General features: G+C 36.9%; 29 protein-coding genes and 1 tRNA gene. 3 read left to right on the top strand and 27 right to left on the bottom strand.

All coding sequences use genetic code 11. The annotated features are described in order from the left end of the window. Positions 1-8 precede the first annotated feature (8 nt). The 18 genes from ACODR7_RS16600 to ACODR7_RS16515 form a co-directional block, all read right to left on the bottom strand. Positions 9-1,502, bottom strand: coding sequence for a complex I subunit 4 family protein (locus ACODR7_RS16600; RefSeq protein WP_076597187.1), 1,494 nt, complete (start codon positions 1,500-1,502; stop codon positions 9-11). Between the two features lie 2 nt (positions 1,503-1,504). Next, positions 1,505-3,418, bottom strand: coding sequence for an NADH-quinone oxidoreductase subunit L (nuoL, locus tag ACODR7_RS16595; protein ID WP_488840731.1), 1,914 nt, complete (start codon positions 3,416-3,418; stop codon positions 1,505-1,507). 2 nt (positions 3,419-3,420) lie between these two features. Then, the gene (gene nuoK / locus ACODR7_RS16590) at positions 3,421-3,750 is read right to left on the bottom strand and encodes an NADH-quinone oxidoreductase subunit NuoK (RefSeq protein WP_002983557.1); all 330 of its coding nucleotides are present in this window, start codon (positions 3,748-3,750) and stop codon (positions 3,421-3,423) included. A gap of 4 nt (positions 3,751-3,754) precedes the next feature. Continuing rightward, positions 3,755-4,252 (bottom strand): NADH-quinone oxidoreductase subunit J family protein, encoded by a 498-nt coding sequence (locus ACODR7_RS16585; protein WP_488840729.1) that lies wholly within the window; start codon positions 4,250-4,252, stop codon positions 3,755-3,757. Next, positions 4,252-4,809, bottom strand: a complete 558-nt coding sequence (locus ACODR7_RS16580) for a NuoI/complex I 23 kDa subunit family protein (RefSeq protein ID WP_040996950.1) — start codon at positions 4,807-4,809, stop codon at positions 4,252-4,254. The genes ACODR7_RS16585 and ACODR7_RS16580 overlap by 1 nt, the downstream gene beginning before the upstream one ends. 124 nt (positions 4,810-4,933) lie before the next feature. Next, on the bottom strand, positions 4,934-5,998 hold the full coding sequence (gene nuoH / locus ACODR7_RS16575; protein ID WP_076597190.1) for an NADH-quinone oxidoreductase subunit NuoH: 1,065 nt from the start codon (positions 5,996-5,998) through the stop codon (positions 4,934-4,936). Between the two features lie 178 nt (positions 5,999-6,176). After that, complete coding sequence (locus ACODR7_RS16570; RefSeq protein ID WP_488840727.1) at positions 6,177-7,175, bottom strand: NADH-quinone oxidoreductase subunit G; 999 nt, start codon at positions 7,173-7,175, stop codon at positions 6,177-6,179. 41 nt (positions 7,176-7,216) lie between these two features. Beyond that, positions 7,217-8,128: a hypothetical protein gene (locus ACODR7_RS16565; protein WP_488840725.1), complete on the bottom strand. Its 912-nt coding sequence runs from the start codon at positions 8,126-8,128 to the stop codon at positions 7,217-7,219. A 5-nt stretch (positions 8,129-8,133) separates the two neighbouring features. Next, on the bottom strand, positions 8,134-9,492 hold the full coding sequence (gene nuoF, locus ACODR7_RS16560; protein WP_089697000.1) for an NADH-quinone oxidoreductase subunit NuoF: 1,359 nt from the start codon (positions 9,490-9,492) through the stop codon (positions 8,134-8,136). Between the two features lie 3 nt (positions 9,493-9,495). Beyond that, the gene (locus ACODR7_RS16555; protein ID WP_488840723.1) at positions 9,496-10,116 is read right to left on the bottom strand and encodes a DUF3226 domain-containing protein; all 621 of its coding nucleotides are present in this window, start codon (positions 10,114-10,116) and stop codon (positions 9,496-9,498) included. After that, positions 10,117-11,274, bottom strand: coding sequence for an AAA family ATPase (locus tag ACODR7_RS16550; RefSeq protein ID WP_488840721.1), 1,158 nt, complete (start codon positions 11,272-11,274; stop codon positions 10,117-10,119). A gap of 9 nt (positions 11,275-11,283) precedes the next feature. After that, positions 11,284-11,793 (bottom strand): NADH-quinone oxidoreductase subunit NuoE family protein, encoded by a 510-nt coding sequence (locus ACODR7_RS16545; RefSeq protein ID WP_062675585.1) that lies wholly within the window; start codon positions 11,791-11,793, stop codon positions 11,284-11,286. Between the two features lie 91 nt (positions 11,794-11,884). Continuing rightward, on the bottom strand, positions 11,885-13,108 hold the full coding sequence (nuoD, locus tag ACODR7_RS16540) for an NADH dehydrogenase (quinone) subunit D (protein ID WP_076597193.1): 1,224 nt from the start codon (positions 13,106-13,108) through the stop codon (positions 11,885-11,887). 75 nt (positions 13,109-13,183) lie between these two features. Then, positions 13,184-13,678, bottom strand: coding sequence for an NADH-quinone oxidoreductase subunit C (locus tag ACODR7_RS16535; protein WP_488840720.1), 495 nt, complete (start codon positions 13,676-13,678; stop codon positions 13,184-13,186). A 6-nt stretch (positions 13,679-13,684) separates the two neighbouring features. Beyond that, a complete protein-coding gene (locus ACODR7_RS16530; protein WP_002983540.1) occupies positions 13,685-14,245 on the bottom strand; it encodes an NADH-quinone oxidoreductase subunit B in 561 nt (186 codons plus the stop codon). A 103-nt stretch (positions 14,246-14,348) separates the two neighbouring features. Beyond that, entirely contained in the window at positions 14,349-14,720 is a 372-nt protein-coding gene (locus ACODR7_RS16525) for an NADH-quinone oxidoreductase subunit A (RefSeq protein WP_034693436.1), read from the bottom strand. A gap of 273 nt (positions 14,721-14,993) precedes the next feature. After that, the gene (locus ACODR7_RS16520) at positions 14,994-15,170 is read right to left on the bottom strand and encodes a hypothetical protein (protein WP_168801911.1); all 177 of its coding nucleotides are present in this window, start codon (positions 15,168-15,170) and stop codon (positions 14,994-14,996) included. Positions 15,171-15,221: 51 nt separating this feature from the next. Continuing rightward, positions 15,222-16,349, bottom strand: a complete 1,128-nt coding sequence (locus tag ACODR7_RS16515) for a GNAT family N-acetyltransferase (RefSeq protein ID WP_488840716.1) — start codon at positions 16,347-16,349, stop codon at positions 15,222-15,224. A gap of 104 nt (positions 16,350-16,453) precedes the next feature. Here ACODR7_RS16515 and ACODR7_RS16510 point away from each other — a divergent pair, with 104 nt between their 5' ends. After that, positions 16,454-17,164 (top strand): zinc metallopeptidase, encoded by a 711-nt coding sequence (locus tag ACODR7_RS16510; RefSeq protein WP_171006330.1) that lies wholly within the window; start codon positions 16,454-16,456, stop codon positions 17,162-17,164. On the opposite strand, the gene ACODR7_RS16505 is transcribed toward ACODR7_RS16510, so the two are convergent. The 9 genes from ACODR7_RS16505 to rbfA all read right to left on the bottom strand — a co-directional run bounded on the left by ACODR7_RS16505 (position 17,161) and on the right by rbfA (position 25,540). Beyond that, positions 17,161-17,766: an IMPACT family protein gene (locus tag ACODR7_RS16505; RefSeq protein ID WP_488840714.1), complete on the bottom strand. Its 606-nt coding sequence runs from the start codon at positions 17,764-17,766 to the stop codon at positions 17,161-17,163. The genes ACODR7_RS16510 and ACODR7_RS16505 overlap by 4 nt on opposite strands. A gap of 119 nt (positions 17,767-17,885) precedes the next feature. After that, positions 17,886-18,068: a bacteriocin-like protein gene (locus tag ACODR7_RS16500; RefSeq protein WP_488840712.1), complete on the bottom strand. Its 183-nt coding sequence runs from the start codon at positions 18,066-18,068 to the stop codon at positions 17,886-17,888. Positions 18,069-18,104: 36 nt separating this feature from the next. Next, the gene (locus ACODR7_RS16495) at positions 18,105-18,269 is read right to left on the bottom strand and encodes a bacteriocin-like protein (protein WP_488840711.1); all 165 of its coding nucleotides are present in this window, start codon (positions 18,267-18,269) and stop codon (positions 18,105-18,107) included. Between the two features lie 63 nt (positions 18,270-18,332). Next, on the bottom strand, positions 18,333-19,358 hold the full coding sequence (gene ribD, locus ACODR7_RS16490) for a bifunctional diaminohydroxyphosphoribosylaminopyrimidine deaminase/5-amino-6-(5-phosphoribosylamino)uracil reductase RibD (RefSeq protein WP_488840709.1): 1,026 nt from the start codon (positions 19,356-19,358) through the stop codon (positions 18,333-18,335). A gap of 64 nt (positions 19,359-19,422) precedes the next feature. After that, on the bottom strand, positions 19,423-21,222 hold the full coding sequence (locus ACODR7_RS16485; protein ID WP_488840707.1) for a DUF349 domain-containing protein: 1,800 nt from the start codon (positions 21,220-21,222) through the stop codon (positions 19,423-19,425). A 74-nt stretch (positions 21,223-21,296) separates the two neighbouring features. Further along, positions 21,297-22,034, bottom strand: coding sequence for a shikimate dehydrogenase family protein (locus tag ACODR7_RS16480; RefSeq protein ID WP_488840706.1), 738 nt, complete (start codon positions 22,032-22,034; stop codon positions 21,297-21,299). A gap of 61 nt (positions 22,035-22,095) precedes the next feature. After that, a complete protein-coding gene (locus ACODR7_RS16475) occupies positions 22,096-23,892 on the bottom strand; it encodes an endonuclease (protein WP_488840704.1) in 1,797 nt (598 codons plus the stop codon). Between the two features lie 79 nt (positions 23,893-23,971). Continuing rightward, on the bottom strand, positions 23,972-25,177 hold the full coding sequence (locus ACODR7_RS16470) for an ABC transporter permease (RefSeq protein ID WP_488840702.1): 1,206 nt from the start codon (positions 25,175-25,177) through the stop codon (positions 23,972-23,974). Between the two features lie 3 nt (positions 25,178-25,180). Further along, the gene (gene rbfA, locus ACODR7_RS16465; RefSeq protein WP_488840700.1) at positions 25,181-25,540 is read right to left on the bottom strand and encodes a 30S ribosome-binding factor RbfA; all 360 of its coding nucleotides are present in this window, start codon (positions 25,538-25,540) and stop codon (positions 25,181-25,183) included. A gap of 93 nt (positions 25,541-25,633) precedes the next feature. On the opposite strand from rbfA, the gene mce reads away from it, so the two are divergent. Together mce and ACODR7_RS16455 are read left to right on the top strand one after the other, a co-directional pair. Beyond that, on the top strand, positions 25,634-26,032 hold the full coding sequence (gene mce / locus ACODR7_RS16460; protein ID WP_076597204.1) for a methylmalonyl-CoA epimerase: 399 nt from the start codon (positions 25,634-25,636) through the stop codon (positions 26,030-26,032). Positions 26,033-26,094: 62 nt separating this feature from the next. Further along, a tRNA-Ile gene (locus ACODR7_RS16455) sits at positions 26,095-26,168 on the top strand. Positions 26,169-26,513: the final 345 nt, after the last annotated feature.

The raw sequence follows: 26,513 nt of genomic DNA, 5'->3' as shown, positions 1-26,513 counted from the left end.
ATATCAAATTAACTTACCATTGATTGGTAGATAAACTTCACCGAACTACTCACCATGTCGATTACCGGTTGTGGGAAAATACCTAGTAAAATCACAAAAACCGCTAAACTTGCCAATACAGAAAATTCTACACCTGATAAATCTTTTGCAGTACTTAAAACGGCTTCATCTCCTTCTCCAAACATTGCTTTTCCGTAGAATCTCAATAAATACACTGCACAAAGAATTACCGTAAGACCAGCAATTACTGCTGCTGTTCCGTTAAAATCATAAACCGATTTCAACAGAATAAATTCTCCGATGAATCCATTGGTTAATGGAACTCCCATTGAACCTAGTATAATGATCAGGAACAATACTGCAAATTTAGGCGCTACTTTGGCTAAACCTCCCATTTGTCTGATGTCTCTTGATTTGAATCTCTTGTATAAAATATCACAACAGTAGAATAATCCTACTACGTTGATACCGTGGGCAAAAGTCTGTACCAAAGCTCCTTCAGCTCCTTCTACGTTGAAAGTTCCTCTCAAAGTAACTACTGCTGAAGCGAAGATCCCTGCTACCATCAATCCTACGTGAGAGAAAGATGAATAAGCAATGATTCTCTTCATATCCGTCTGGATGATGGCAATCAAAGCACCGTGAACAATTCCTACAATAGCAAGAATGATTACGATCTGTCCGGAAATTCCGGCAATCGGAAGCGGAGTGATTGGGAGTAAATAACGCATTACACCATATACTGCCATCTTCAGCATGATCCCTGATAATAACATAGATCCCTGAGTAGGAGAGTAGGTATACGTGTCAGGCTGCCATGTATGGAAAGGGAATACCGGTAATTTCACTGCAAAAGCAAAGAAGATAAACCAGAATACCACAGTCTGCTGTACTTCGTTCAGCTGTGCATTATACAGATCTGTTAAAGCGAATGATGCAGAGTGGTTGTACACATAGATCAATCCGGCTAACATAAATAGTGATCCTACAAATGTATATACGAAGAATTTCGTCGTAAACTCAAACCTTTTATTCTCTTGTCCCCAAAGTCCGGCAATGAACCAAATTGGAATCAAAGTGACTTCCCAGAAAATGTAGAACAACAATCCGTCTAAAGAAGTAAATACTCCTACAAGACCAAACTGCATCAACAGAATCAATCCGTAGAATGTATTTCTGTAGTTTACACTTTCGTTGAAAGATGATAAAATAATGATTGGAGCCAGAATATTGGTCAATAATAAAAGAAGCATGCTCATTCCGTCAACACCGAAGTGAAGAGAGCTCTTCATAAATTGTGACCATGGATAATTGATCTCATGCTGCAATACGCTGTCTACTGTCGGAGTAAAATCAAAATCCGAAAGCATATAGAACGTAAGAAGCATTTGTACCAATGCGATTCCAAGCGCCAAATATTTGCTGGAATTACTCTTCCAGGCAAAAACTAATCCCGAACCTACTAGAGGTAATAGTAATAATGTTAATAACAAACAAGACATTATTATTGTAATAAAAAGTTAACAATTAATATAATTCCCACCGCTAAAGACATGATAAGGATATATGTCTCTACATTTCCGTTCTGTACACGCTTCATAGCTTTTCCGCTGTCTTCAGCACCATCACCTACAAAGTTTACAAAACGGTCTAAGATACCCTTATCAAACATTTTTCCTCCGCGTCCTAATCCTTCAACAGTTTTTACAATCAATGCGTTGTAAAGTTCGTCAACGTATAATTTCTTAGCAGAAAGCTTTTCCCATCCGGTATAGTTTTCCTCTGCAACAGCCATCTTTTTCTTACTTACATAAGTATTTCTAACGATGAACCATACAGTGAAGAACATCAGGATTGTTGCTGCTAATAATATCATTTCAGTATTGAAAGGTACTCCTGAAAGAGTAGCTTCCATCTGGCTGTAGCTTTGTTCCGTAAGAACCGGCTTTAACCATTCCATCAGTTTAGCATAATGGCCGTGACCGATGAAGTGTGGCAGGTTGATAAAACCTCCGATTACAGAAAGAATTGCCAATACGATCAATGGTAATGTCATATTAGACGGGCTTTCATGTAAATGGTGTTTTTGTTCTTCTGTACCTCTGAATTCTCCGTGGAATGTAAGATAGTACAGTCTGAACATATAAGTTGCAGTCATTGCCGCTAAAACAAATAAGATTACCCAATAGATAGGGTTTTTAGCGAAAGCTGCTACTAAAATTTCGTCTTTGGAGATCATCCCTGATAATAAAGGGAAACCTGAGATGGCTAATGTTCCGATAAGGAATGTAGCGTGGGTAAGAGGAATATATTTCTTAAGACCTCCCATGAAACGCATATCCTGTTCGTTGCTCATAGCGTGGATTACTGAACCTGCACCTAAGAATAACAACGCCTTAAAGAATGCGTGTGTCATTACGTGGAACATAGCCGTTGTATACGCTCCAAGACCTAAAGCGATGAACATAAATCCAAGTTGTGAAACTGTAGAGTATGCCAATACTTTTTTGATGTCGTTCTGACGAAGTGCATAGAAACCAGCCAAAGCAGCCGTTAAGAATCCGATGAATAAAATTCCTCCCTGCACTGTAGGTGCCAAAGTAAATAAGAAGTTGGATCTTACTACTAAATAGATACCCGCTGTTACCATCGTTGCCGCGTGGATTAACGCTGATACAGGAGTTGGCCCGGCCATCGCATCCGGTAACCATGTATATAATGGAACCTGAGCAGATTTACCGGTAGCACCGATGAATAAACTCGCTGTGATAAAGATGATCACTGTTCCGTCTAATTCAAATTTTGAAGCGTTTTCTGCTACAGAAAGATAATCTACAGCATTGGTTTGAGAAGCAATCATGAAAATACCGATCAATAACGCAAGGTCACCAATTCTGTTCATGATGAAAGCTTTTCTTGCTGCTTTACCGTATTCTTCGTTTGTGTACCAGAATCCGATCAGCAGGTAAGAACAAAGACCTACACCTTCCCATCCGATGAACAGGATAAGGTAGTTGCTTCCCATTACTAAAAGTAACATCGAGAAGATGAAAAGATTCAGGTAAGTAAAAAACTTATAGAATCCTTTATCATGACTCATATATCCGATAGAGTATAAGTGGATCAGTGAACCGATACCCGTAATGATCATCACCATCATTAAAGAAAGCTGATCAATCTGGAATCCAAAATTAATTTGAACTCCGTTTACTCTAAACCATTCAAAAGCTTTTACAATAACAGGCTGGCTTTCAGAATTGAAATTCATGAAAATACTTACCGCAATACAGAAAGATCCGAAAACCATAGCTGTAGCCAAAGATCCTACCAATATTTTGGGAAGATTTTTTCCGAATAGCCCGTTAATAAGAAACCCTAAAAGTGGTAAAAGTACTATTGCATATACTAGATTCTCCATTCTTATCCTCTTAATTTATTAAATATACTCACATCTACAGAACGGGTGTTTCTATATAGCATCGCAATAATTGCCAGACCTACTGCTACTTCAGCAGCTGCTACCACCATAATGAAGAAAACTAAAAGTTGTCCGTCGCCGTTGCCTTTATATGCTGAAAAAGCTGCCAATAAAAGGTTTACAGAATTCAGCATAAGCTCTACACAGCCCAGAATCACAATAGCATTTTTTCTAAGCAATACTCCCATTACTCCCAAACAGAACAATACTGAGGAAAGAATGATGAAGTAGTCCAAAGGGATGCTTTGTATAAATGTATTTACTTCTCCCATAATTTTATAAATCTTTTTTACCGATTAATACCGCGCCTACAATACCTGCCAGAATTAGGATGGAAGCAAGCTCAAACGGTAAAACATATTCATTAAACAAAAGTCTACCCAGATTTTTCGTAAGACCTACCCCTCTGTCTATATTTTCAACAACAATGTGATTGTCTTTTACTCCTCTGAAAACTCCCAATACACCTACCAAAAGAAGACCTGCCGTAAAAACTCCAACAAATTTTAAAGTATTGTTCTTCTTACTTTCGTCTTGTTTATTAAGGTTAAGCATCATTAAGATGTAAAGGAAAAGTACCATGATAGCACCTGCGTAAACAATAATCTGGATGATTGCCAGGAACTGTGCATTGAGAAGAATGTACATTCCGGCAATTGAAAACATCGTAACAATTAATGACAAAATAGCATAAAGAGGATTTCTTGCAAATACAAAGTAAACAGCACTTGCCACTGCTAAAAACGCCACCAAGAAAAATAAAAACTGATCCATTATTTTACCGCATTTTTTTGTTTCTCGGATTGTCTTGTCGTGATATCAATCCTTTCATTTATTTTTTCAACTAATTTATCTTTTCCGTAAATGAAAGAACCTCTGTTGGTTTCCACGTCTACCAACCTGTCGGTAAGATAGATGGCAGATTTAGGACAAGCTTCTTCACACATACCACAGAAAATACATCTTAGCATATTGATTTCATATACTGAAGCGTATTTCTCTTCCCTGTAAAGTCCTTTTTCCTCTTTAGTTCTTTCAGCAGCAGTCATCGTAATGGCTTCTGCAGGACAAGCTACCGCACAAAGTCCGCAAGCTGTACATCTTTCTCTGCCTTCTTCGTCTCTTTTCAAAACGTGCTGGCCTCTCCAGATTGTGGTTCTTGGTTTCTGTACTTCCGGATACGAATATACTGCGGGAGCACCCTTTATCACGGTTCTTACAGCATGCTTGAATGTAATCCCCATTCCTGTAAAGATGGCAGGAAGGTAGATTTTTTCAGCAAGGGTCATTTCTTTATTGGAAACAACTTTTGATCTGTTTGTAAGTTTCATTTAATTATAGATATTAGATGTTAGACACCAGATTTTAGACTAATCTTGTCTGTTATCTTAATTTTTAATATTCAATATTTACACAAACCTAACAAGTTTCAAAAACCTGTTAGGTTTAGATAATTTAATTTCCAAACGCTAAAATTACAGCTCCTGTAATTAATAGGTTTACCAATGCCATTGGGATTAATGTTTTCCATCCTAAGTGCATTAACTGGTCATATCTGAATCTTGGAAGTGTCCATCTGATCCACATGAAGATCAGAATTCCAATTACTGTTTTTGTAAGGAAGGCTACAATACTTAAAATCCCTGCAGTGTTTTCACCCCAGTTTTGAGTTACCCATTCAATACCTGGATAGTTATAACCTCCGAAGAAAAGAACGACCATAAAAGCATTAGAGATAAACATGTTCACGTATTCCCCGAACATATATAAACCTAATTTCATGGAAGAATATTCTGTAGAGTATCCTGTTACCAATTCAGATTCACACTCAGGTAAATCAAATGGGTGTCTGTTGGTTTCTGCCAAAGCGGCTACAAAGAAAACAAGGAATGCAATCGGCTGGTAGAAAATGTTCCAGTTCAATCCTGAAACCCAAGGAATAACGCCCCATAATTTTCCGGTAGTCTGGCTTTCAGTAATTTCTTTTAAATCCAAACTTCCAGCCATCATGATGATGGAAAGAAGTGCTAATCCCATTGCCAGTTCATAAGAAATCATCTGAGAAGAAGCACGGATAGCACCTAATAATGAATATTTATTGTTCGAAGCCCAACCTCCGATCATAATTCCGTAAACCCCGATGGAAGCCATACCGATGATGAAAAGCACACCAACATCGATGTTTGCTACCTGAAGATCAAAAGAAGTACCTGCAATATTTAAACTTTTACCCCAAGGAATAACAGCTCCTGTAATCAATGAAATAAACATCACCAAAGCCGGCCCTAATACGAAAAGGAATTTTTCTGCATTGGCAGGCGTAAAGTCTTCTTTAAAGAAGAATTTTCCACCGTCAGCAAGAGGCTGCAGCAATCCGAAAGGTCCGGCTCTGTTGGGACCAATTCTATCCTGCATGATAGAGGCAACTTTTCTTTCTGCCCATGTAGAGTAGGCTGCAATCGTAAGTGACAGCAGAAAAAGTGCTAGTACAAGTATAAGTTTAAATGTAAGTAAATCCATTTTTTATTTTAAATGTTTGAAGATGGGAGCTGGAAGCTGGAAGTTTATCACGTCGTGGCATCAACTCTACATCACATTACCAATTTATTTTATTTTTTAACGATATTAAAGTTAAAAGAAGAAGTGAAATATTTTACGGTTACAAACCTCCATCTTCCAGCTTCAGGCTTCCATCTTTTTATTTTTCGTCTTTTTCACTGATTTCTTTAGCCATCGGATTGTCTAAAACTCTTAGTTCGTCTTTAGGCTTTTCGTAGTGATTCAATGAAATTACAGAATGTCTGTCGATATGTCTAGGACCTTCGATATTCCAGTCTGATAAAGATTTTCTTTCGAAACGGCATGTATCACAGATGAATTCTTCAACTTCACCCCACTGGTCTTTTCTGGCAGTTACTCTTACAATTTCGTCTCCTTTAAACCATACTACAGCTTTTCCTGAACATTTATCACATTTACAAGTTGCGTTCATCGGTTTGGTAAACCAAACTCTGCTGGCAAAACGGGCTGTTCTGTCTGTTAATGCTCCTACAGGACAAACATCGATAACGTTTCCGATGAAGTCATTGTCTAAAGCTTTATTTAAATAGGTTGAAATTTCTGCGTGATCTCCTCTGAAAAGGATACCGTGTTCTCTTGTTTCTGTAAGCTGGTTAGCTGTAAGTACGCATCTTGCGCAAAGAATACAACGGTTCATATTTAATTTGATGTTCGGTCCAAGATCATCAGCTTCGTAAGTATTTCTTTCGAATTCTGTTCTTGTATTTTCCACACCATGCTCATATCCTAAGTCCTGAAGATGACATTCTCCTGCCTGGTCACAGATAGGGCAGTCCAGCGGGTGGTTTACCAAAAGGAATTCGGTAACCGCTTTTCTTCCTTCCTGAGCTTTCTCAGAAGTAAGATTTTTTACTTCCATACCGTCCATTACATTAGTTCTGCAGCTTGCCACTAATTTGGGCATAGGACGTGGGTCTGCTTCAGATCCTTTAGAAACTTCTACCAGACAAGTTCTGCATCTTCCTCCGCTGGTTTCCAACTTGCTGTAGTAGCACATTGCAGGAGGTACAGATTTACCACCGATTTGTCTTGCAGCTTCCAGAATAGAAGTACCAGGCAAAACTTCGGTAGTCTGTCCGTCTATAGTTATTTTGAATTTTTTAACTTCTTCGCTCATATGATATGCTTTAAGCTTTATGCGTTAAGCAATAGGCTTTGTTATTTATATTTCTTTGTATTAAATGTATATCCAATTCCTCCAAGAACCTGTCCGAAAACAAAATCCTGACGTGCTTTGTCCGGCTTGTTATTCAACGTGGTTTTAATGTCCCACATATTAATATAACCTGCTTTTCCTTCTAATCTCAGCATCCAGTTTTTCCAGAATACTAAGTTAAGACTGGATCTGATATCGGTTCCCATACCTGCAACGTGAAAACGGTCACTTCTTTCGTTACCAAAAAGTTTTACATTACTTTTCGGAAACATAAACCCGATTCCGGCTCCATAAGACCATACTAAATCTATATTTTTCTTATGAACAAGATTTTTGTATTTCTCAAGACCTAAGTTTTCATAATTAAGTCCATCAGTATGTTCGAAAGTAAGGAACTTCTCATCTGCAAGATTAACCTGCCCGTTTTGAACCATTGCTGCATATTCAGGATCTGAAATATGACCTTTGAAACCTACAGTCTGGTTTTGATCCATTACATATTTCATATGGTCTATCCCCAGTACCAATGCTAAATTGTCTTTAATGAAATATCCTATTCTGAAATTATACTGTGTTACGGTAAACCAGCTTGGATCAAAATAGACAATTCCAAATTTTGTAGGTCTGTCTTTTGCGGTTACGTTATTCAATTGAAAATCGTATCCGTTTCCAGTAAAGTGGATATCAGAATTGCTGTAAGCCGCTCTGTTCCATCCGTAAAATACGAAAACCTGACCTTTTTTGCTTAATGGTAAAGGCTTTTCCTTTCTCTCAGCTTTAATCTGCTGTTTCTCACTCACTACATATGACAAATCCTCTTCAACGGATCTGTTATAATTTGCAGTATCAGTTTTCTTATTCTGTGCAAATACAAAATTCGACATCATTAAGCCGACCACCAATATTTTTTTCATCTTACCTATGCGTTCTTTTCAACAGCCGGGATAGGATCTGCATAATGTGCCAATCCATAGTTTTGTGTCTGAGACAATTCCGGGTTTTTTACGTGCCACTCAAATTCATCTCTGAAGTGACGGATCGCTGCGGCAACCGGCCAGGCTGCTGCATCACCCAACGGACAAATCGTATTTCCTTCGATTTTTCTCTGGATATCCCAAAGCAGATCGATATCTTCCATTTTTCCTTCTCCTTTCTCGATTTTCTTTAAAATCTTGTACATCCATCCCGTTCCTTCACGGCAAGGCGTACATTGTCCGCAGCTTTCGTGGTTGTAGAATCTTGCCAAGGTCATGGTATGTTCTACAATACACTGGTCTTCATCCAAAACGATGAAACCTCCTGAACCCATCATGGTTCCGGTAGCAAAACCACCATCTGCCAATGATTCATAGTTCATATATCTTGGCTCTCCGTTTACGGTTCTCAACAATAAGTTTGCCGGAACAATCGGAACAGAACTTCCTCCAGGAATACAAGCCTTTAATTTTTTACCGTCTTTAATACCACCGCAATATTCATCAGAGTAGATGAATTCTTCTACGGTGATCGTCATATCGATTTCGTATACACCCGGTTTGTTGATGTTTCCACAAGCAGAAATCAATTTCGTACCTGTAGATCTTCCCACCCCGATTTTAGCATATTCAGCACCTGTAATATCAATGATCGGAACTACTGCCGCAATAGACTCAACGTTGTTTACCACCGTTGGTCTCTCCCAAAGACCTTTTACAGCCGGGAATGGTGGTTTTAATCTTGGGTTTCCTCTTTTTCCTTCAAGGGATTCAAGCAATGCAGTTTCTTCACCACAAATGTATGCTCCACCACCTCTCTGTACGTAGATTTCCAGATCGAAACCAGTTCCTAAAATATTTTTACCTAAAAATCCTGCTGCTTTAGCTTCTTCAATAGCTTCTTCAAGGATATCCGGAATCCATGAATATTCTCCACGGATGTAGATATAAGAAGTATTGGAACCTAAACAGTAAGAAGAAATCAGCATTCCTTCGATCAATAAATGAGGAAGGAACTCCATCAGATATCTGTCCTTGAACGTTCCGGGTTCAGATTCATCCGCATTCACAACAAGGTGTCTTGGAACACCTTCAGGCTTTGCCAAAAAGCTCCATTTCATTCCTGTTGGGAATCCAGCTCCACCACGACCTCTTAGTCCTGAAGCTTTTACTTCTTCAAGAATTTCGTCAGGAGTCATTTTCAAGGCTTTCTCAGCAGCTGTGTAACCTCCCTGTTTACGGTAGGTTTCAAAGTAGCGGATACCTTCTATATGTGCGTCTTTAAGTAAAAGTTTTTTACTCATTGTTTAAATTAAATATTTGTCTAAAAATTCCTTTAATGGTTTTAGATGTGAATTATTGACATCTAGATCCCATAATTTATTATCCGTAAAGTCTCTTCCCATATCTTTGCATTTATCTTTATTTGCCTCTAAAGCTTCATGATAAAGATAGATTTTTGATTTTTTAGCAGGAATTAAATAGTTTTCGTTTTTGCTTTTTAAGCAATTTTCAAAATTATTCCAACAATCAAAAATATCTGCATTATTAGTATTAATTATTTTCTCAAAAAAATCTTCAACTTCTCCTTTTTCATCGTGATTATTTGGAAAAACGTATAAGTCATATTTTGTCCAACCCCAGCTATGCATTAAATCAGCAACAAATTTTTTTGTTTCAATAATACCTGATTTTTCAATCGTTTCATGATCATCAGCGTCAAGGAATATTAATGATAAATAATCTGAAAATTCTTCAGTTATTCTACCTTTATTATTTTTCAAATTAGTCCAACCTCCTAAACAATGAATAAACTCATTTTTTTTTAATTGCTTATCTGTTATCTCAATACCGTAGTTAAGATAAATAAAGTCTCTTAAAAAACGTTGATCGGAAAATCCTTCACAAAATATTCTAATTTTATCCATCTATCTAATTTCTGTTTCAGAATCTACTAAATATTCAAATTCATTATATGGATAAGTTATTGCCTTAGTAGTTTTATCTTTATTAGTTAATAATTTTATTAATTTAATATCTCCTTGCAAATTTACTTCTTGACAAGCCTCTATAAAAGCTTCTATACATTCCTTTGAGTGGGTGGTTGCAAAAATTTGAACATTATATTTTTTTGCTAAATCAAAAATAGATTTCCATAATTTTCCAATTTTTGAAAAATGAATTCCTACTTCAATTTCATCAAAAAATAATTTTCCATTTTCATTAATTAACATTTCTAATACAAAAAGAATAAATCTCTGAACTCCATCTCCATATTCCCGAATTGATTTATACTTTCCATTTTCTTTAGTTGATATTTTCAGATCATTTGATGAAAAGTTAAAATCTAGGATTTGTAGTTCGAAAATACTATTTAATAAATATATTACTTCTTTTTTTGTGTCGTAATCAGAAATAATAGATTCATATTTTAATATTTTCTCATTAGAAATTTTGTTTGAAAAATAAATAATATTATGGAATGGTTTATAACTAAAAAAATCAAAGTAATAACCGGATGTAATATCAACCATAAAATCTAAATGGAATTTTTTCTGGGTTTCATCTTTTTTATTTATAAATATCCAGTTTTTCGATTTTCTATTAATCTCATTATATGAAAATAACTCGTGCTTTGTTATAAAATCAAAAATGTATTTATTTTGTTTATCTTTTTCAGTTTCTTTATTAAGCCCTATAAATTTATTTTCAATAAGTATTTCAACATCATTATAAGTATACTTGAAATAATCATTGCCTTTTTTTAAAAACGGAGTAATAATATTGTTTTCGAAATTGAAAATATCTTCTAATAATGAATGTAGATTTTTAATATTTCCAGTAGGGTCTGTATTTCTAATAATTTTATAATAATAGTCAGAATCTTTTCTGTGTCTAAGAATATTATATAGATTAGAAATAATTTCTTTATGTTTAACTCCTAATGAAAAGGCCTCTAATAAACATGTCTTTCCGGCATTATTATCTCCTACAATCAAATTAAATTGACCAATATCTTTCACTTCAAGAGAGTCAAACTTCTTGAAATTTTCAATTTTAAAATATGTAAGATGTTGGTTTCCCATATAATTAGTTTAGTCTAAAGCAACTTGTCCCTGTCTGCAAAGATCAAGGATTTCATCTACTTTTTCTATCGTTAAATTTTCATGAAAGAATTTCCCTAGCTGCATCATGGGTGCGTAGCCGCATGCTCCAAGACATTCAGCTGGCTTTAAAGTGAACATACCATCTTCAGTAGTTTCTCCGTCTTTAATGTTCAGTTTGGTTCTGATATGATCCAGGATCTTTTCGCTTCCACAAACCATACAAGGTCCGGTTCTGCAAACTTCCAATACATATTTACCTACCGGCTTCATATTGAACATCGTATAGAAAGTAGCCACTTCATATACTTCGATCGGTTGGATACTTAATAGTCCGGCAACATAATCCATCACAGGAACATCTAACCATCCTCCGAATTCTTTCTGTGCCAGGTGAAGTACAGGAAGAAGAGCAGATTTCTGTCTTCCTTCAGGATATCTTGCGATAATTTTGTGTACCTGTGCTAAACTTTCCGGTTTAAAAGCTATTGTTTCGCTCATTTTTGAAATTTTAGATTTTAGATTTTAAATTCTAATTGAATAACGGTCTAAAATCAATTTATAATTTATAATTCAAAATTTATAATTCCAGTTATGCGTCTAATTCTCCCGCAATAATATTCATACTACACATCGTTACAATAGCATCTGAGATTACAGAACCTGTAATCATTTCAGGGTATGCCTGATAGTAGATGAAGCATGGTCTTCTGAAGTGAAGTCTGTAAGGGCTTCTTCCTCCGTCACTCACAAGATAGAAACCTAATTCTCCGTTTCCACCTTCTACAGCATGGTAAACTTCTCCTTTCGGTACATCGGTTTCTCCCATTACGATTTTGAAATGGTAGATCAATGCTTCCATTTTCTGGTATACATCTGCCTTTTCAGGAAGATAGAAATCAGGGACATCCGCATGGAATGGCCCTTCCGGAAGGTTTTCGTATGCTTGTTTGATAATTTTGATGGATTCCCAGACTTCCTGCTGACGAACCATGAAACGGTCGTAAGTGTCTCCTGAAGTTCCTACCGGAATAATGAAGTCGAAATCCTGGTATGAAGAATAAGGCTGTGCAACTCTAACATCGTAATCTACACCTGCTGCACGTAAGTTGGGACCTGTGAAACCGTAGCTTAAAGCTCGTTCGGCAGAGATAGCTCCTGTACCGATGGTTCTGTCCATAAAGATTCTGTTTCTTTCTAATAATGTACAGAATTCTTTAAACCTTGGCGGGAAAGTTTTTAAGAAGTCTTTCAACAACTCATGAAACTTAGGTGTGAAATCTCTTTCAAAACCTCCGATTCTTCCCATATTGGTAGTCATTCTGGCTCCGCAGATCTGCTCATACATATCATAAATACGTTCTCTTTCGATGAACATATAAGTAAGACCTGTAATAGCTCCTGAGTCCATTCCGGTTACCCCGTTACAGATCAGGTGGTCACCGATTCTGGCAAGCTCCATCAGGATAACACGCATATAGTCTACACGTTTTGGAACTTCTACGCCAATCAGTTTTTCTACTGTCATGTGCCAGCCTAAGTTATTGATGGGTGCAGAACAGTAATTCATACGGTCGGTAAGGGTAGTGATCTGAGAATAGTTTCTTCTTTCAGAAATTTTCTCAAATGCTCTGTGGATGTATCCTACGGTTTGCTCAGCGTGAAGGATTCTCTCTCCGTCCATCGTTAAGATATTCTGGAAAATCCCATGCGTAGCAGGGTGGGTAGGTCCCAGATTCAGGGTGTATAATTGTCCGTCAATCTGTTCCTTACTTTCGTACTGGTTTAGTATATTAGATAATGAGTTATCTTTCATAATTTAAATGCTTTAGGCGATAGGCTATAGGCTTTAAGCTAAATGCTTACTGCTTACTGCTTATTGCATTATTTTTTATCTTCCGAACATACTATCGTTCTTGTCGGTTCTTGTTCCGTCTTCAAGGCGATATTCCTTCAACATTGGGTGGTATCCCAGGTCTTCCATATTCAGAATAGGTCTCAGATCCGGGTGTCCTTTAAATTTAATCCCATAAAAATCATACGTTTCTCTTTCCATCCAGTTGGCTCCCACATAAAGATCTACAAGAGAGTCTACTTCAATATTTTCTCTGGACATGAAGATTTTCAGACGTAATCTGAAATTGGTCATCATATTATGCAAATGGTAAACAACACCAATTTCCTTTTCAGGGAATTCAGGATAATGAATACCGCAGATATCCGTAAGGAAATTAAATTCCAGTGATGAATCTTTCAGATAATGAATAATCTTCTTGATATCTTCTTTCTTCACTTCAATGGTCAGCATTCCATAAGGTTCTGAACTTGAAATAACAGATTCCGGAAATTCTCTTGTGATTGCTTCTAATACAAATTCGTTTGTCATTTCCGTTTAGTTGCTTATGTTGTAAGAATCTAATAATTTCTGATATTCAGGCATATCTCTTCTTCTTATGCTTTCACTTTCCGCAAGAGCCTGTACCTGCATTACGCCCTCAATGATCTGTTCAGGTCTTGGAGGACATCCGGGAACGTAAACGTCTACCGGAATAATTTTATCAATTCCCTGAAGTACAGAATACGTATCAAAAATACCACCGCTGGAAGCACAAGCTCCAACTGCTACCACCCATTTCGGCTCAGCCATCTGAGTGTACACTTCTTTCAGGACAGGTCCCAATTTCTTTGATATAGTTCCGCAAACCATCAGCATATCTGCCTGTCTTGGAGAGAAAGAGTTTCTTTCCATACCAAATCTTGAAGCATCATATGTCGGGTTCAGGGTAGCCATAAACTCGATACCACAACAAGAGGTTGCAAAGGGTAACGGCCAAAGCGAAAACTTCCTTGCCATTCCGATTACACTGCTCAGTTTTGTTGCGAAAAATCCTTCTCCTTCATAGCCTTCGGGAGCAGGTGCATCTGTTCTTATTACTGGTTTTTTATCTGACATCTTGTAGATGATTTTAGATTTTAAATTTTAGATTTTAAATTAATTCTTAATGGCATAACTTAAAATCACCATCTAAAATGTTTAATTAAAATTTATAATTACTTTATTTATCCCAATCCAGCGCACCGCGTTTCCAGACATAGAAAAACGCTACGAAGAAAATTGCAACGAATGTAAGTACGGCAAGGAATCCTTCCATACCGAATTCTCTGAAGTTTACAGCGTAAGGATAAAAGAATACGATTTCAATATCGAATAGTACGAACAATACCGCAGTCAGGAAGTACTTGATAGAAAACGGTGTTCTGGCATTTCCTTCTACAGGAACTCCACATTCCCAGCTTTGGTTTTTTACAGAGTTTCCTTTTTTCTGCTGTGGGCCTAAGAAATGTGCCCCAAGCAAAGAAACAGCTACAAATCCTACTGCTACACCAGCCTGGATAAGGATTGGAATATAACTTTCAGGTAAATTCATTTTTGCATTATTATCTCAATTTGCAAATTTAGCGAATAAACAAGAAAGCATGAAATTTATCAGCTTAAAAGTCGGATGAAAATGAGCTAAATCGGTAATTTAGAATCAATAAAAATTAGCTTTTTATGATTATTTTTTTGGTGTGTTTTTCCCCTTTTTTTGTAGTAAGTGTGGAAAAATGGGCCCTCATTCCCTGCATTTGGAATATTTTGGATTCATTGAATACTGAATAGAGGTTCATATCAAACCATGCACTGATGCTGTTTTATGGTCTTATTTTTTCATTTTTCTAAGAAGAGTGTAGGCCATAAAGGAGATATATCCAAAAAGAATACTCGCAAAAAGAATATTGATAACGGTATTTGTTTTGTCATCAGGTGACTGGAAAAAGACATTGTAACTGATAAATCCAGCGATTAAAACAGCAAATATGATAAGTTGTGGTTTCATAAAATTCAAAGTTTAGATTTTAAGTTTACGTTGTACAAATTACAGTATCAATTATTTGATTTCCATTGAATACGTTCTTCTTCTTTTATGATTCACCGGATGGTAATCCTGCCATAAGAGCTGAATGCTTTTATTTTCTTCCAGTTCCGGGTTGGTTTCCAGGTATTTTACGCCCTTTTTTCTGAAGATATTCCAGATTTCTTTGAAAATAATAGAAGTAACTCCTCTTCTCTGATAGTCGGGATGGATGCCGATCAGGTAGAAGTTAGCCCTGTCATTTTTCTTACCTGCTTGCAGGAAATGCCACCAGCCGAATGGAAGCAGCTTTCCACCGGATTTCTGCAGTGCTTTGGAATAAGAAGGCATGGTAATAGCAAATGAGATCAAATTGTTGTGTTCATCAGCGATGCATACAATAAAATCTTTATCGATGAGCTTAAAATATTTCTCTTTGTAGGTCTTACGCTGCTCATCTGAAATAGGCGTGTAGGTAGAAAGGTGTTTGTACGTTTCATCCAGAAGATCAAACATCGGATCTACATACTGAATAATCTCTTCTTTTGTTTTGAATTTTAAAACCTTCAGTTTATACTTTTCAGAAATAAGCTGATTGAACTTGTGGATTTTTTCAGGCAAGGTTTCAGGGAAAATGATTTCAAACTCCACCCATTCTTTTTCTTTGGTTAAACCAAGATTTTCAAGATGTCTTGGATAGTACTCGTGGTTGTAAATCCCAATCATAGTTGCCAGCTGATCAAAACCTTTTACCAGCATCCCGGCTTTGTCAAGATTGGTGAACCCCATAGGTCCTTCAATTTTATCAATATTTTTTTCTTTGGCATAATCAAGTGCTTTTTGAATCAATGCCTTTGAAACTTCAGCATCATCAATAAAGTCGATCCATCCAAAACGTACCTTTTTAATTCCTAATTCTCTCTCTTCCTTATGATTAATCAGAACGGCAATTCTTCCTGCGATCTTGTCATTCTTATAGGCCAGATACTGCTTTGCCTCAGAATATTGAAGCGCAGGATTTTCATCAGCATTCCAGATGTTGATTTCGTCATTGATAAAGGACGGAACATAGTAGGGATTGTTTTTATACAAATCCATTGGAAATCTTACGAATTGCTTGAGCTGACCCGCTGTTTTTACTTCAATAATTGAAACTGTAGACATGTTTTTTGAGAGGAATTAAAGGACAAATATAAATAATAATATCGTATACTTTGGCACAGTTTTTATATGATTATGGGTAAAATTAAACACAAAATTTATATAAAATGGTGGGTTATTATATCATTATTGGTATTTCGATGTTGGTGAGCTGGTGGGTTTCGTCCAGATTGAAATCGAAATTTGAATATTATTCCAATGTACACCTTCGAAATGGTCTTTCGGGCAAAGAGGTAGCGGAAAAGATGTTGAGAGATAACGGAATAAATGATGTTCAGGTAATATCGGTACCCGGACAATTGACGGACCACTATAATCCGGCAGATAAAACAGTGAACCTTTCTGAAGGGGTTTATATGCAGAGAAACGCAGCGGCGGCGGCAGTAGCAGCTCACGAGTGCGGGCATGCAGTGCAGCATGCAGTAGGATATTCCATGTTGAATTTACGTTCAAAGTTGGTTCCTATTGTGAATATAAGTTCCAATCTGATGCAGTTTGTCCTTATTGCGGGTATCGCAGTAATGGCAGCATCCAGAACAATTGAAAATCCAAATGGAAATACAACTGTGCTGGCAATAGGAGTTGCGATGTTTGCAATGACCACACTTTTTGCTTTTGTAACACTTCCGGTGGAATATGATGCGAGTAACAGAGCAATGAAGTGGCTTAAAGATACAGGAACGGTAACTGCAGAAGAATTCGTGGGAGTACAGGATAGTTTGAAATGGGCAGCAAGAACTTATGTGGTAGCAGCCTTAGGCTCTCTGGCACAACTTCTTTACTGGGCATCTTTGCTTCTTGGCGGAAGAAGGGATTAATCATTAAATTCAAATGAAACATATTGCATCTCAGAAAGTTTTTCTGAGATGTTTTCTTTTTGTGCCAGTTTCAGGGATGCAGTAAGAATACAGTTTTCATTCGCATCGAAGTTCAAAACTTTAGCATCAAATTTTGAAAGCAGGGTGAAAATCGTATTTTGCTGATTGAAATTAAATTGAATCTCTACTTCTGTTTCCAGTTCTCTGGTGATAATACTGGCCTCTTCCAATGTGATCTTGGCAGATTCCTTATAGGTTTTCACTAGCCCTGAAACACCTAATTTAGTTCCTCCATAATAACGAACAACAATGACAAGAACATTGGTAATTTCATGAGCCAGAAGCTGGTTGTAAATTGGTAATCCCGCACTTCCGGAAGGTTCACCGTCATCATTGGCGCGATAATTCTCTCCATTTAATCCCATTCTGAAGGCATAGCAGTGATGAGTAGCTTTGGGATGTTCTTCTCTTATTTTCTCGAGTGCACTCTTTAATTCTTTTTCATGGGTTATCGGGTAAGCAAATCCGATGAACTTGCTTCCTTTTTCTTTTAAAAGAGTATTTTCTATGGGCTTTTCTATGGTTTTGTATTCAAACGTCATTAGAGTTCCTGCTTTGTTTATGCAAAAATATTAAATGCTTTACGATTCTGCACCATAATCATAAATTAAGCCGTCAAATCTTGACGGCTTATCTGTTTTTTTGATATAAAATTACGGTCTTACATTCCATCTCCGCAAAGATCCATCGGGATCAGGCACATATAGCTTGTTGGGCCGCAAAAATCCTGGGGACATTTATCTCTGCATCTGGTAGGTTGTCCATTAGGGAGTGTACATGTTACAAAAGCTCCTCCCTGAATTGTTTTTAAACCGGTTCTTGATACTTTTTTCAAATTTTTCATGATATTAGTTTTTGGTTTTTAAAATTAAAAATAAATCTAACAAGGAAATGTCCCGTCTGCCCAAGGTGGTGGACAGCTCATGCTGGAAGGAGTTGCACAGCAGTGCTGTAATGAAGGTGGATAGAATGAACAGCACTCAGGAGCAATTCCTCCTTTTACTTTTTTTAAACTCTGTCTTGAAACTTTCTTTACATTTTTCATAGTAATTTTGATTTGTAAGACTAATGTAAATAAATTATTTCATTTAACAGTGATAAAAAAGAGTTATTTTGCTTTGAAAAATGAAACGGTATTATCTCTGAAATTTTCAATTCTAGCAGGAATTTGACCGAATTCCGGGGATTTTGTCCCATTTTCTAATATCAAATTCTCATTTTTAATTACAATGGCTTCGTCCCAAAGATTAGCATTGATAAACTGCTGCAGAGTAAAGCGGCCACCTTCAATGATGACAGACTGTATCTGTTCTTTATACAGTGCTTCCATGAGTTCCGGTAGAAAATAAGCCTTGTTGATTTGAATGAATTGAACGTGTCCTTCAGTGCCTTCTTTCACAGAATTTAAAACCAATGTTCTTGCTTCATTGTTATAAATCTTGAAGCTGGCAGGAACTTTTAAATCAAAATCAATCAGAATTCTTACAGGGTTTACGCCTTCAGCATTTCTAACAGTAAGACTTGGATTATCATTCAAAGCGGTTTGAGTTCCTACTAAAATGGCATGTTCGTCAGCTCTTAACTGATGAACAAATTGATTCACTAACGAGTTTGAAACAGCTGTCGGTTTAAAATCTTTATCCAGAAAGCCATCACCGGATTCTGCCCATTTTAAAATGATATAAGGTCTTTTCTTTTCATGGTAAGTGAAGAATCTCTTGTTGAGTTCAACACATTCTTTTTCCAGCATTCCTGAAACGGCCTCAATGCCTGCATCCTGAATGATTTTTTTTCCCTTACCATTCACTTTATCATGAGAATCCATAGCGCCAATCATCACTTTTTTAAATCCCAGTTCTTTAATCTTTAAAGCACAAGGCGGAGTCTTTCCATAATGGGCGCATGGTTCCAGAGATACATAAATCGTTGATTCCGGAATAAGATCTTTATTTTTAACAGAATTAATGGCGTTGATTTCTGCATGAGGTTCTCCTGCTTTGTGATGATATCCCTCGCCAATGATCTTTCCGTTATGTACAATCACACTTCCAACAAGAGGGTTGGGGTAGGTGTTTCCAAGAGCTTTTTGAGCCAGCTCGATACATCTTTTAATATAAAATTCGTCGTTGTTCATGTTTTATAAAAAGAAAAAGCGAAGACAAATTGCTTTGCTCCGCCTTTATTTATTTTGTTATGTACTATTCTCCGCTGATAATGCTGTGGAGATTTTGTTTTAACGTTTCCAGATGAGCTTTTTTCTCATCAATCGTATTGTAAGTGTCTTTTAAAAGAGGATTTTCTCTGGACGGTTTGTTGAAGAAAGAAAGGTTGTTCTCCAGTTTAACGATTTCTGCCTCAAGATCAGATATTTGATTTTTGATCTTCCTTGCTTTATCGGTTAGCTGATTTTCAGATAAGCCTTCTTCTTTCAGTTCAAGTTCGTTGATCTTGTTTATTTTCAATTTCTCTCTTAATGTTTTGTTGAATTCAGAGTTGATTGAAATTTTATCTCTTGGAACTTTTCCTATGTTATTCCATGAAGTCTTGATCTGCTCGATTTTTTCGATGCTGCCTTCTTCATTGGAAACCTCTTTCAATTCATCAAGAAGTGCTTTTTTGTTTTTATAGTTTTCTTTCCAGTTGTCCGTAGAAGTATTGCTTTTCTCTCTGTAGTTGTTGAAGAATGCATTACAGGCATCACGGAATTCATCCCAGATTTTATTGGTCATGCTTTTGGGAACGTGGCCGATTTTTTTCCAGTCTTCCTGAAGTTTTTTGAATAACGGAACGGCAATATCCCATTCCTCATTATTCATATTGTCCTGTGCCGTCTGGATCAGCTTTAATTTTTCTTCAAGGTTAGTCTGCTGAGAGCCTTTCAACGATTTGTAGTAATTGTTTTTCGTTGTATTGAAACCTCTTAGTGTTGTTTTGAAATCATTCCAGTTTTGGTTGGAAAGTTTTCTTGGAACACTTCCTGTCTTCAGAAATTCAGAACGCAGATCTTCCACTCTTTTGATGGCGTTCTGCCAGTAATTGTGGTTAGGTGTTTCCGAAGGTTCAGACAGTTTCTTGATTTCAGCGATGATTTCATTCTTCTTTTCAAGGTTAACCGTCTGTTCTTTTTCAATAGAAGCAGAAAGTTCAGATTTTCTTTCGTGAATTTTATTGGAAATTTCTTTGAATTCTTCCCATGTTTTTTCACGGAACTCTTCAGCCACAGGTTCTGCTTCTTCTTTCCATAGTTTATGAAGATACTGAAGCTCATTTAACGCCTTCTGAATTACCGGTTCGTTTTCCAGTTCTTTAGCACGGGCAATGATATGCTCTCTCTTTTCCAGGTTGTGGCTGTATTCCTGTTCCAAAAACTCTTTATTCAGATCCAGCATCTGATAAAACTGATTCAGGTGGTGGAAATAGTTATTGTTAAGAATTTTGAATTCAGACTTGGCAACCTGTCCGGCTTTTGACCAGTCTTCTTTAATCTCACGGATAGATCTGAAAAGATTAATTCCTGGTTCAGAGCTGGTGTATAGGTTTTTAAGTCTTTCGATTATGTTTTGACGATGGTCAAGGTTTTTCTTTTGCTCTTCTTCCTGTCCTTTCTGGAAGTCGTCATGTTTTTCCTTGAAGATATTGACCAGTGCAGAATACTTAGCCTGAGAAGGGTGTTCATAGCTGAAATTTTCAGCAGGATTTCCGGCTTCTACATATTCATGCTTTTTGTCCTCCACTTCATCATGGATGTAATGACTTGCTTTTTCCCTCAGTTGGTTGAATCTTTTGAAATTCTCTCCGGCGTTGGGAGTGTTGATGATTTTTTCCATTTCCTTTAAAGCATCGGCAAGGGAGATTTCTTCTTCATGTTCATCCAGGTGTTCTGCATCATCCTCATGTTGGTTTGCATCATGAGAAACGGTGTTTTCTGATGGGTCCTGAGATACTTCGTTTGGATTTTTCTTTTCTTCGTTTTCAGAAAGATTGTTTTCTGTAGTCATAGCAAATCTTTTATGTGAGTGGCGTTAATATCCTTTAAATATAGCTGAAAGGCCAATTAAAGCACTAATTTATGTTATTTTTTTTGAAAATTCCAAATTTCCCAAGCTTTTTCTGCTTGCTGTTCAAGCATATAGTATCCATTCACGGTTTTTGCTCCTTTTTCAGAGGCATTGATGATGAATTGGGTGTAGTTGGGATTATAAATCAGATCAATAATCAGATGATCTGGAGAAAGTCCGTCAAAAGGAAAATTCAGACAGTCTTTCACATTCGGGAAAGTACCTACCGGTGTACACTGAATGATAAGTTTATGCTCAGCAACGGTTTCCTGATCAAGATTTTCAAAATTGATTTCCGTACTTCTGGAAATGGTGACTGAAGGAATATTATGCTTGTCCAAAGTATATTTTACGGCTTTAGCAGCTCCTCCGTTTCCTAAAATCAAAGCTTTGTCCTGTGAAGGTTTTCTGTGCAAAAGAAGAGTTTTTTCAAAACCGAATGCATCTGTGTTATAGCCTGTTTTCTTACCATCCTGAATAAGAACGCAGTTTACGGCACCTATTTTCTCAGCTTCATCACTTAATTCATCCAGATAATCAATTATTTTCTCTTTATAAGGAATGGTTACATTGAATCCTAACAGATCCGGAGAAACAAAAAGTTTTTCTACTTCACTGATTTCGTTCAGATCAAAAATATCATAGGAGAAGTTCTTCAGCATGAGCTTTTGGAACTTATTTTCGAAGAATTTTTTAGAAAAAGAATAGGAAATGTTTCTGCCTATCAATCCTAATTTTTTATTGGAATCCATAGATCAAAAGTAAAAAAAAGACCGGAAAAATCCGGCCTTGGTTTGAAATATTTTTTAATAATTAATCTACGATAAATTTAGTAGAGAAATTATCTGTTTTCAGAATATAAGTTCCTTTAGCCAAACCTTTAAGGCTGATCTTGTTTGAATGTCTGAAAGGATTGGTAATTGTTTCAATTAATTTCCCGGAAAGATCATAGATATCAGCTTTTGAAATTTTGCCAAGGCTTTCTCCTTTTACAAATAATTCATTATTTTTTACCGGGTTGGGGTAGATCATAAATGCTGATTTGTCTTTTTTAGTTTCTACCGTTGCTAATGTTGTAGCACATGTCCAGCTAAGATCGTCCATTGCGACTCTGTCTCCACTGCTTGGGTTTGCAATCTGAATGGTCACATCACCGCTTACTCCTACGTTAATTGTAGTGGTGGTTACAGCAGTACTGTATGGTATGGTTCCTACAACAACATTATTTATCAGTACATTCAGGTTACCATTGTTTCCGTTGTATTTTCTTTGTGTAGTTAATGTAAGTGTCTGAACACCTCCGGAAATAACAGAACTAGTAAGCGTTCCTTTGGTACAGACAGCTTTATCATTGATTGTTTCGTCTGTTCTTGCCAGAGTTGCAGTCCATGTTATATTGTTGTTTGTCCATGTTCTTGTTGCATATGAAGATGGAAGTGAAGATCCGTCCTGCATTGTACTGAAGTCTTCTGTACCACAGCTTCCGCCTCCTGCAGGTCCGCTAAGAGTAGTTTCTGTTGCTGTTGTGCTTTGTGGAGAAGAGTTTGCGAAAGCATCTTTAGCAATTATATAGAATGTGTATTGAGTAAGTGGTGATAATCCTGAAACAATAGTAGACGTTGTAGTACCTGAAACTGTAGTTTTTAATGTTCCGTTGGCGTAAATCTGGTACGAAGTTACTCCCACGTTATCTGTAGCGGCTGTCCAGCTTAAAGCAATAGAGTTTGACGTTGGATTGCTTGCAACAAGGTTGGTTGCTGCTGTAGGTGCCTGGTTATCAACAACCGGAGTTCCCCAGATCTGGGTAACATATTCAGGGTGATCAATGAAAGGGTTTCTGTTTCCCTGATAAGTATAAGAAGCATTGTTTCTTGCAATTTCTTCCGGCGATACCGGATCCATTGCATTCCAGATTAAATACTGGTTAAGTGCCCAAGGCTGTAGCCCTGGAAATGCTGTGTTGGCAAGCATATTACCCGTAGAGAAACCGGGAAGGTTATCTTCATATCTTGTTACAAAATAAAGAATCATTCTGGCGATATCTCCTTTGAAAGCATCAATGGGTTCAAATACAGTACCTGCATATCCTGCAGATACAGATGTACCTAGTTTTGATCCGTTTTTAGAGGTGAAAGAAGTGTTGCCAACAATTCCGAAAGGGTAGTTGGATCTCATTCCGTTTACTTTTCCATCTGTAGCCCGGATAAAATGAATATCAGCTACCATCGGAGAAGCGCTGCTGAATAAACTTTGAGGAATAACGTGCTCTCTGTTGTAGCAGTCACCTTCATTAGAATATCCTGCAGATCCACATTGATCTGTAGGTCCATAGGTAAAATTATACTGATCCGGCCCATTTGGATTTTCAGAATAAATATCCAGAATTGTTCCGTCATTTTCATAGAAATAATCGCGGTCCGTGGTAGCGTAGCCTGTCCATAGGCCACCATAACCATGGTCTATGTGTCCATTACTGATAATGGTTTTAAGGGCTGTTTTCAGAGCTGCACCTGTTAACCCGTTAGCATTTGTGTAATATCCTGCCGGAGCCTGTGCCAAAGCGCCAATAAATGTCACGCTTAAAAGAAAAAAAGATAAAAGTTGTTTCATTTTTTAAAATTGGGGCGTAAAGGTACGAAAAAATGAAACTGAAGTGTGTTAATTGTGTGTAATATATAAAGTCAATATATTAGTTTTTAGTAATATATTCCTTGCTGATTTTTGAAAAAAACCATGAAATAGTGATTCCAAACAGGGAAGCTGTAAGGGCTACGATAAGATAGTTTTTTCCTACAATTTTCACTGGGAATGGCAGAGTCTCATTGGCTCTGAAGAATTCTGTGTAAAGCTGGAAATAGCAAAGTGCTGTTCCGAGAATTAATCCGGTAATCACACCTGAAATAACAATCAGGAGTCCGGTATAGAAATACGTCATTCTCAAATGGCTTAAAGGAAAGCCCAATGATATCAATGATTTTGCCTGCTCTTTTTTATCAAGCTGAAGGATAATAATTGCTCCGGCAAGATTGAAAGTGGTAATAAAGATGACCAATGCAAAGATCAGATAAATAAAAAGTTTTTCTGTGTTAATCATTTTCCAGAAAGCGGCATTTTCCTCTTCCTTGGTTTTGATCTCGATATTTTTTCCAAGTGAAGAAAGCAGGCTTTGTTTTACAGCATCTGCATTTTCCGGATTTTTCAGTTTAATAACAATCTGGTAAGCTGACTTTTTAGGAAGGCTAAGCAATTCTTCAGTAAGCTCAATAGGAGAAACAATATAGCTGTCCAGCTGGTCTTTCCCAGGGAATACACCTGTTACCAGAATATCTCTTTTATTATAGATGTCTTCTTCCTTACTGATAATCCCCGTTCCCGGTTTCGGCATGAAGACTGTTGCATAATGATTGGAAGAATCTACAGGAATTGAAAGTCTGTTGTCAAGACTATTCTCCATTAATACCTCATTGGAGTATTTGAAACTTGGATAAGTTCCATAGAAAACCTCTTTATTAATAGGATTTACCTTCACATAGGCAGAATCTACACCCCTTAAGTAAGCAATGTCACCCTTTCCGTTGAAACTGATGTATACTTTTTCTTCAATAACACGGGAGAAGCTGCTGATTTCTTTATTGCTGGTCAGAATTTTACTGACATTATCAAGATTTTTGATCGTTTTTCCGGAAGTGCTTTTTAAAGTAAGGTCAGCATGAAGATTGGAAATAAGGTCTTTATTCAGGTCTTCAAGACCTGAAAAAACAGAAATAATGACGAACATTGCAGCCACAGCAACCGTCATGGCACCTACGGCCAGCCACGTAATGAACGTAACGGCAGTACTTCCTTTTTTAGCCAAAAGGTATCTGGATGCTATGTAAAATGCAATATTCTTCAAGATCTATAAAACAGGATTGTCGCCTTCGCCTCTTAATTCTCTTTCCAGTCTTTCAACATCATCAAGAGCGGTATCCAGGTAAAAGTTAAGTTGTGGGATAATTCGCACCTGCTTTGCCATTTTCTGGCCAATGAAGTTTCTGTATTGAGGTTTGTTCTCTTCAATCTCCTTCATCACAGCGGTACGAAATTCCTGTGGGAAAATGCTTAAATAAATCTTAGCAATTCCTAAGTCGGCAGTTACTTTTACATCTGAAACAGATACCAATATGCTCTGTTTGCTTTCTGCAGCCTGTTGGCGGAAAAGCTCCGCGAAGTCTTCCTGAATGATCTGTGCTACTTTTCTTTGTCTGTTACTTTCCATAATTTCTGCAAATTTAGTACTTTTGTTTGAATTGATACTTTGAAATTCAACTACAGTATCAAATTTACGATTTAATTATATTGATTAGTATTTATGAAACTAGAACATATTGGTATTGCTGTAAAGTCTTTAGGTATTTCTGATGAGCTTTTTGCCAGACTATTAGGAAAAGAATCCTATAAAAAAGAATCCGTAGAAAGGGAAGGTGTGGTTACTTCTTTTTATGAAACAGGAGAAAGTAAAATTGAGCTTTTAGAAGCCAGTAATCCTGAAAGTCCGATCTCTAAGTTTATTGATAAAAAGGGAGAAGGCATCCATCATCTTGCATTTGGGGTTGAAAATATCCTTGAGGAAGTAGAAAGATTAAAAAAAGAAGGATTTCAGTTTATCTCCGAAGAACCTAAAGAAGGTGCTGATAACAAATTAGTTGTATTCCTTCATCCTAAGTCTACCAACGGTGTGCTGGTAGAACTTTGCCAAGAAAAGCAATAAAAAGTTTTGTAGTGAAAGAAATTTTACTATTTTTGCAAACACAAAATTTAACCAAGTTTTGAGGTCCTATAGCTCAGTTGGTTAGAGCACCTGACTCATAATCAGGTGGTCCCTGGTTCGAGCCCAGGTGGGACCACGGTTTTGAAGATAGACAATTCTTCGAAAATTTTAAAAACCCCTATTTCAGGGGTTTTTTTATGTTCTTCCTGTTGTTATTTGTAGACAAAAATAGTCATCGTTCCCAAAATAACTTTCCCCTCCCGTTTCCCCCTCAGATTACACAGTAGTGTTTTCAAAAGAAATGCTATTACCTGATTCTGGTGGATCAAGCGCAAAAGTTGGGGGCTAAGCAAAAAGTTTAGTCAACCTGAATAGAAAGAAAGTTCTGTCGGATCAAGCGCAAAAGTTGGGGGCTAAGCAAAAATGGGATCAAGCGCAAAAGTTGGGGGCTAAGCAAAAAGTTTAGTCAACCTGAATAGAA

It is taken from the genome of Chryseobacterium sp. FG46 (assembly GCF_057809135.1).
Note: the sequence above shows the minus strand (reverse complement) of the source record. Positions and strands in the feature narration are given on the sequence as shown.

Coding starts and splice junctions, on each gene's coding strand:
- nuoK (WP_002983557.1), bottom strand. CDS start 3,750: ATGGGAGAAGTAAATACATTTATACAAAGCATCCCTTTGGACTACTTC.
- rbfA (WP_488840700.1), bottom strand. CDS start 25,540: ATGGAAAGTAACAGACAAAGAAAAGTAGCACAGATCATTCAGGAAGAC.
- ACODR7_RS16480 (WP_488840706.1), bottom strand. CDS start 22,034: ATGGATTCCAATAAAAAATTAGGATTGATAGGCAGAAACATTTCCTAT.
- ACODR7_RS16585 (WP_488840729.1), bottom strand. CDS start 4,252: ATGGATCAGTTTTTATTTTTCTTGGTGGCGTTTTTAGCAGTGGCAAGT.
- ACODR7_RS16570 (WP_488840727.1), bottom strand. CDS start 7,175: ATGAGCGAAGAAGTTAAAAAATTCAAAATAACTATAGACGGACAGACT.
- ribD (WP_488840709.1), bottom strand. CDS start 19,358: ATGAACAACGACGAATTTTATATTAAAAGATGTATCGAGCTGGCTCAA.
- ACODR7_RS16495 (WP_488840711.1), bottom strand. CDS start 18,269: ATGAAAAATGTAAAGAAAGTTTCAAGACAGAGTTTAAAAAAAGTAAAA.
- ACODR7_RS16565 (WP_488840725.1), bottom strand. CDS start 8,128: ATGAAAAAAATATTGGTGGTCGGCTTAATGATGTCGAATTTTGTATTT.
- mce (WP_076597204.1), top strand. CDS start 25,634: ATGAAACTAGAACATATTGGTATTGCTGTAAAGTCTTTAGGTATTTCT.
- ACODR7_RS16485 (WP_488840707.1), bottom strand. CDS start 21,222: ATGACTACAGAAAACAATCTTTCTGAAAACGAAGAAAAGAAAAATCCA.
- ACODR7_RS16505 (WP_488840714.1), bottom strand. CDS start 17,766: ATGACGTTTGAATACAAAACCATAGAAAAGCCCATAGAAAATACTCTT.
- ACODR7_RS16555 (WP_488840723.1), bottom strand. CDS start 10,116: ATGGATAAAATTAGAATATTTTGTGAAGGATTTTCCGATCAACGTTTT.
- ACODR7_RS16545 (WP_062675585.1), bottom strand. CDS start 11,793: ATGAGCGAAACAATAGCTTTTAAACCGGAAAGTTTAGCACAGGTACAC.
- nuoL (WP_488840731.1), bottom strand. CDS start 3,418: ATGGAGAATCTAGTATATGCAATAGTACTTTTACCACTTTTAGGGTTT.
- ACODR7_RS16600 (WP_076597187.1), bottom strand. CDS start 1,502: ATGTCTTGTTTGTTATTAACATTATTACTATTACCTCTAGTAGGTTCG.
- ACODR7_RS16500 (WP_488840712.1), bottom strand. CDS start 18,068: ATGAAAAATTTGAAAAAAGTATCAAGAACCGGTTTAAAAACAATTCAG.
- ACODR7_RS16520 (WP_168801911.1), bottom strand. CDS start 15,170: ATGAAACCACAACTTATCATATTTGCTGTTTTAATCGCTGGATTTATC.
- nuoF (WP_089697000.1), bottom strand. CDS start 9,492: ATGAGTAAAAAACTTTTACTTAAAGACGCACATATAGAAGGTATCCGC.
- ACODR7_RS16510 (WP_171006330.1), top strand. CDS start 16,454: ATGGTGGGTTATTATATCATTATTGGTATTTCGATGTTGGTGAGCTGG.
- ACODR7_RS16580 (WP_040996950.1), bottom strand. CDS start 4,809: ATGAAACTTACAAACAGATCAAAAGTTGTTTCCAATAAAGAAATGACC.
- ACODR7_RS16475 (WP_488840704.1), bottom strand. CDS start 23,892: ATGAAACAACTTTTATCTTTTTTTCTTTTAAGCGTGACATTTATTGGC.
- ACODR7_RS16515 (WP_488840716.1), bottom strand. CDS start 16,349: ATGTCTACAGTTTCAATTATTGAAGTAAAAACAGCGGGTCAGCTCAAG.
- ACODR7_RS16530 (WP_002983540.1), bottom strand. CDS start 14,245: ATGTCAGATAAAAAACCAGTAATAAGAACAGATGCACCTGCTCCCGAA.
- ACODR7_RS16525 (WP_034693436.1), bottom strand. CDS start 14,720: ATGAATTTACCTGAAAGTTATATTCCAATCCTTATCCAGGCTGGTGTA.
- ACODR7_RS16535 (WP_488840720.1), bottom strand. CDS start 13,678: ATGACAAACGAATTTGTATTAGAAGCAATCACAAGAGAATTTCCGGAA.
- nuoH (WP_076597190.1), bottom strand. CDS start 5,998: ATGGATTTACTTACATTTAAACTTATACTTGTACTAGCACTTTTTCTG.
- nuoD (WP_076597193.1), bottom strand. CDS start 13,108: ATGAAAGATAACTCATTATCTAATATACTAAACCAGTACGAAAGTAAG.
- ACODR7_RS16550 (WP_488840721.1), bottom strand. CDS start 11,274: ATGGGAAACCAACATCTTACATATTTTAAAATTGAAAATTTCAAGAAG.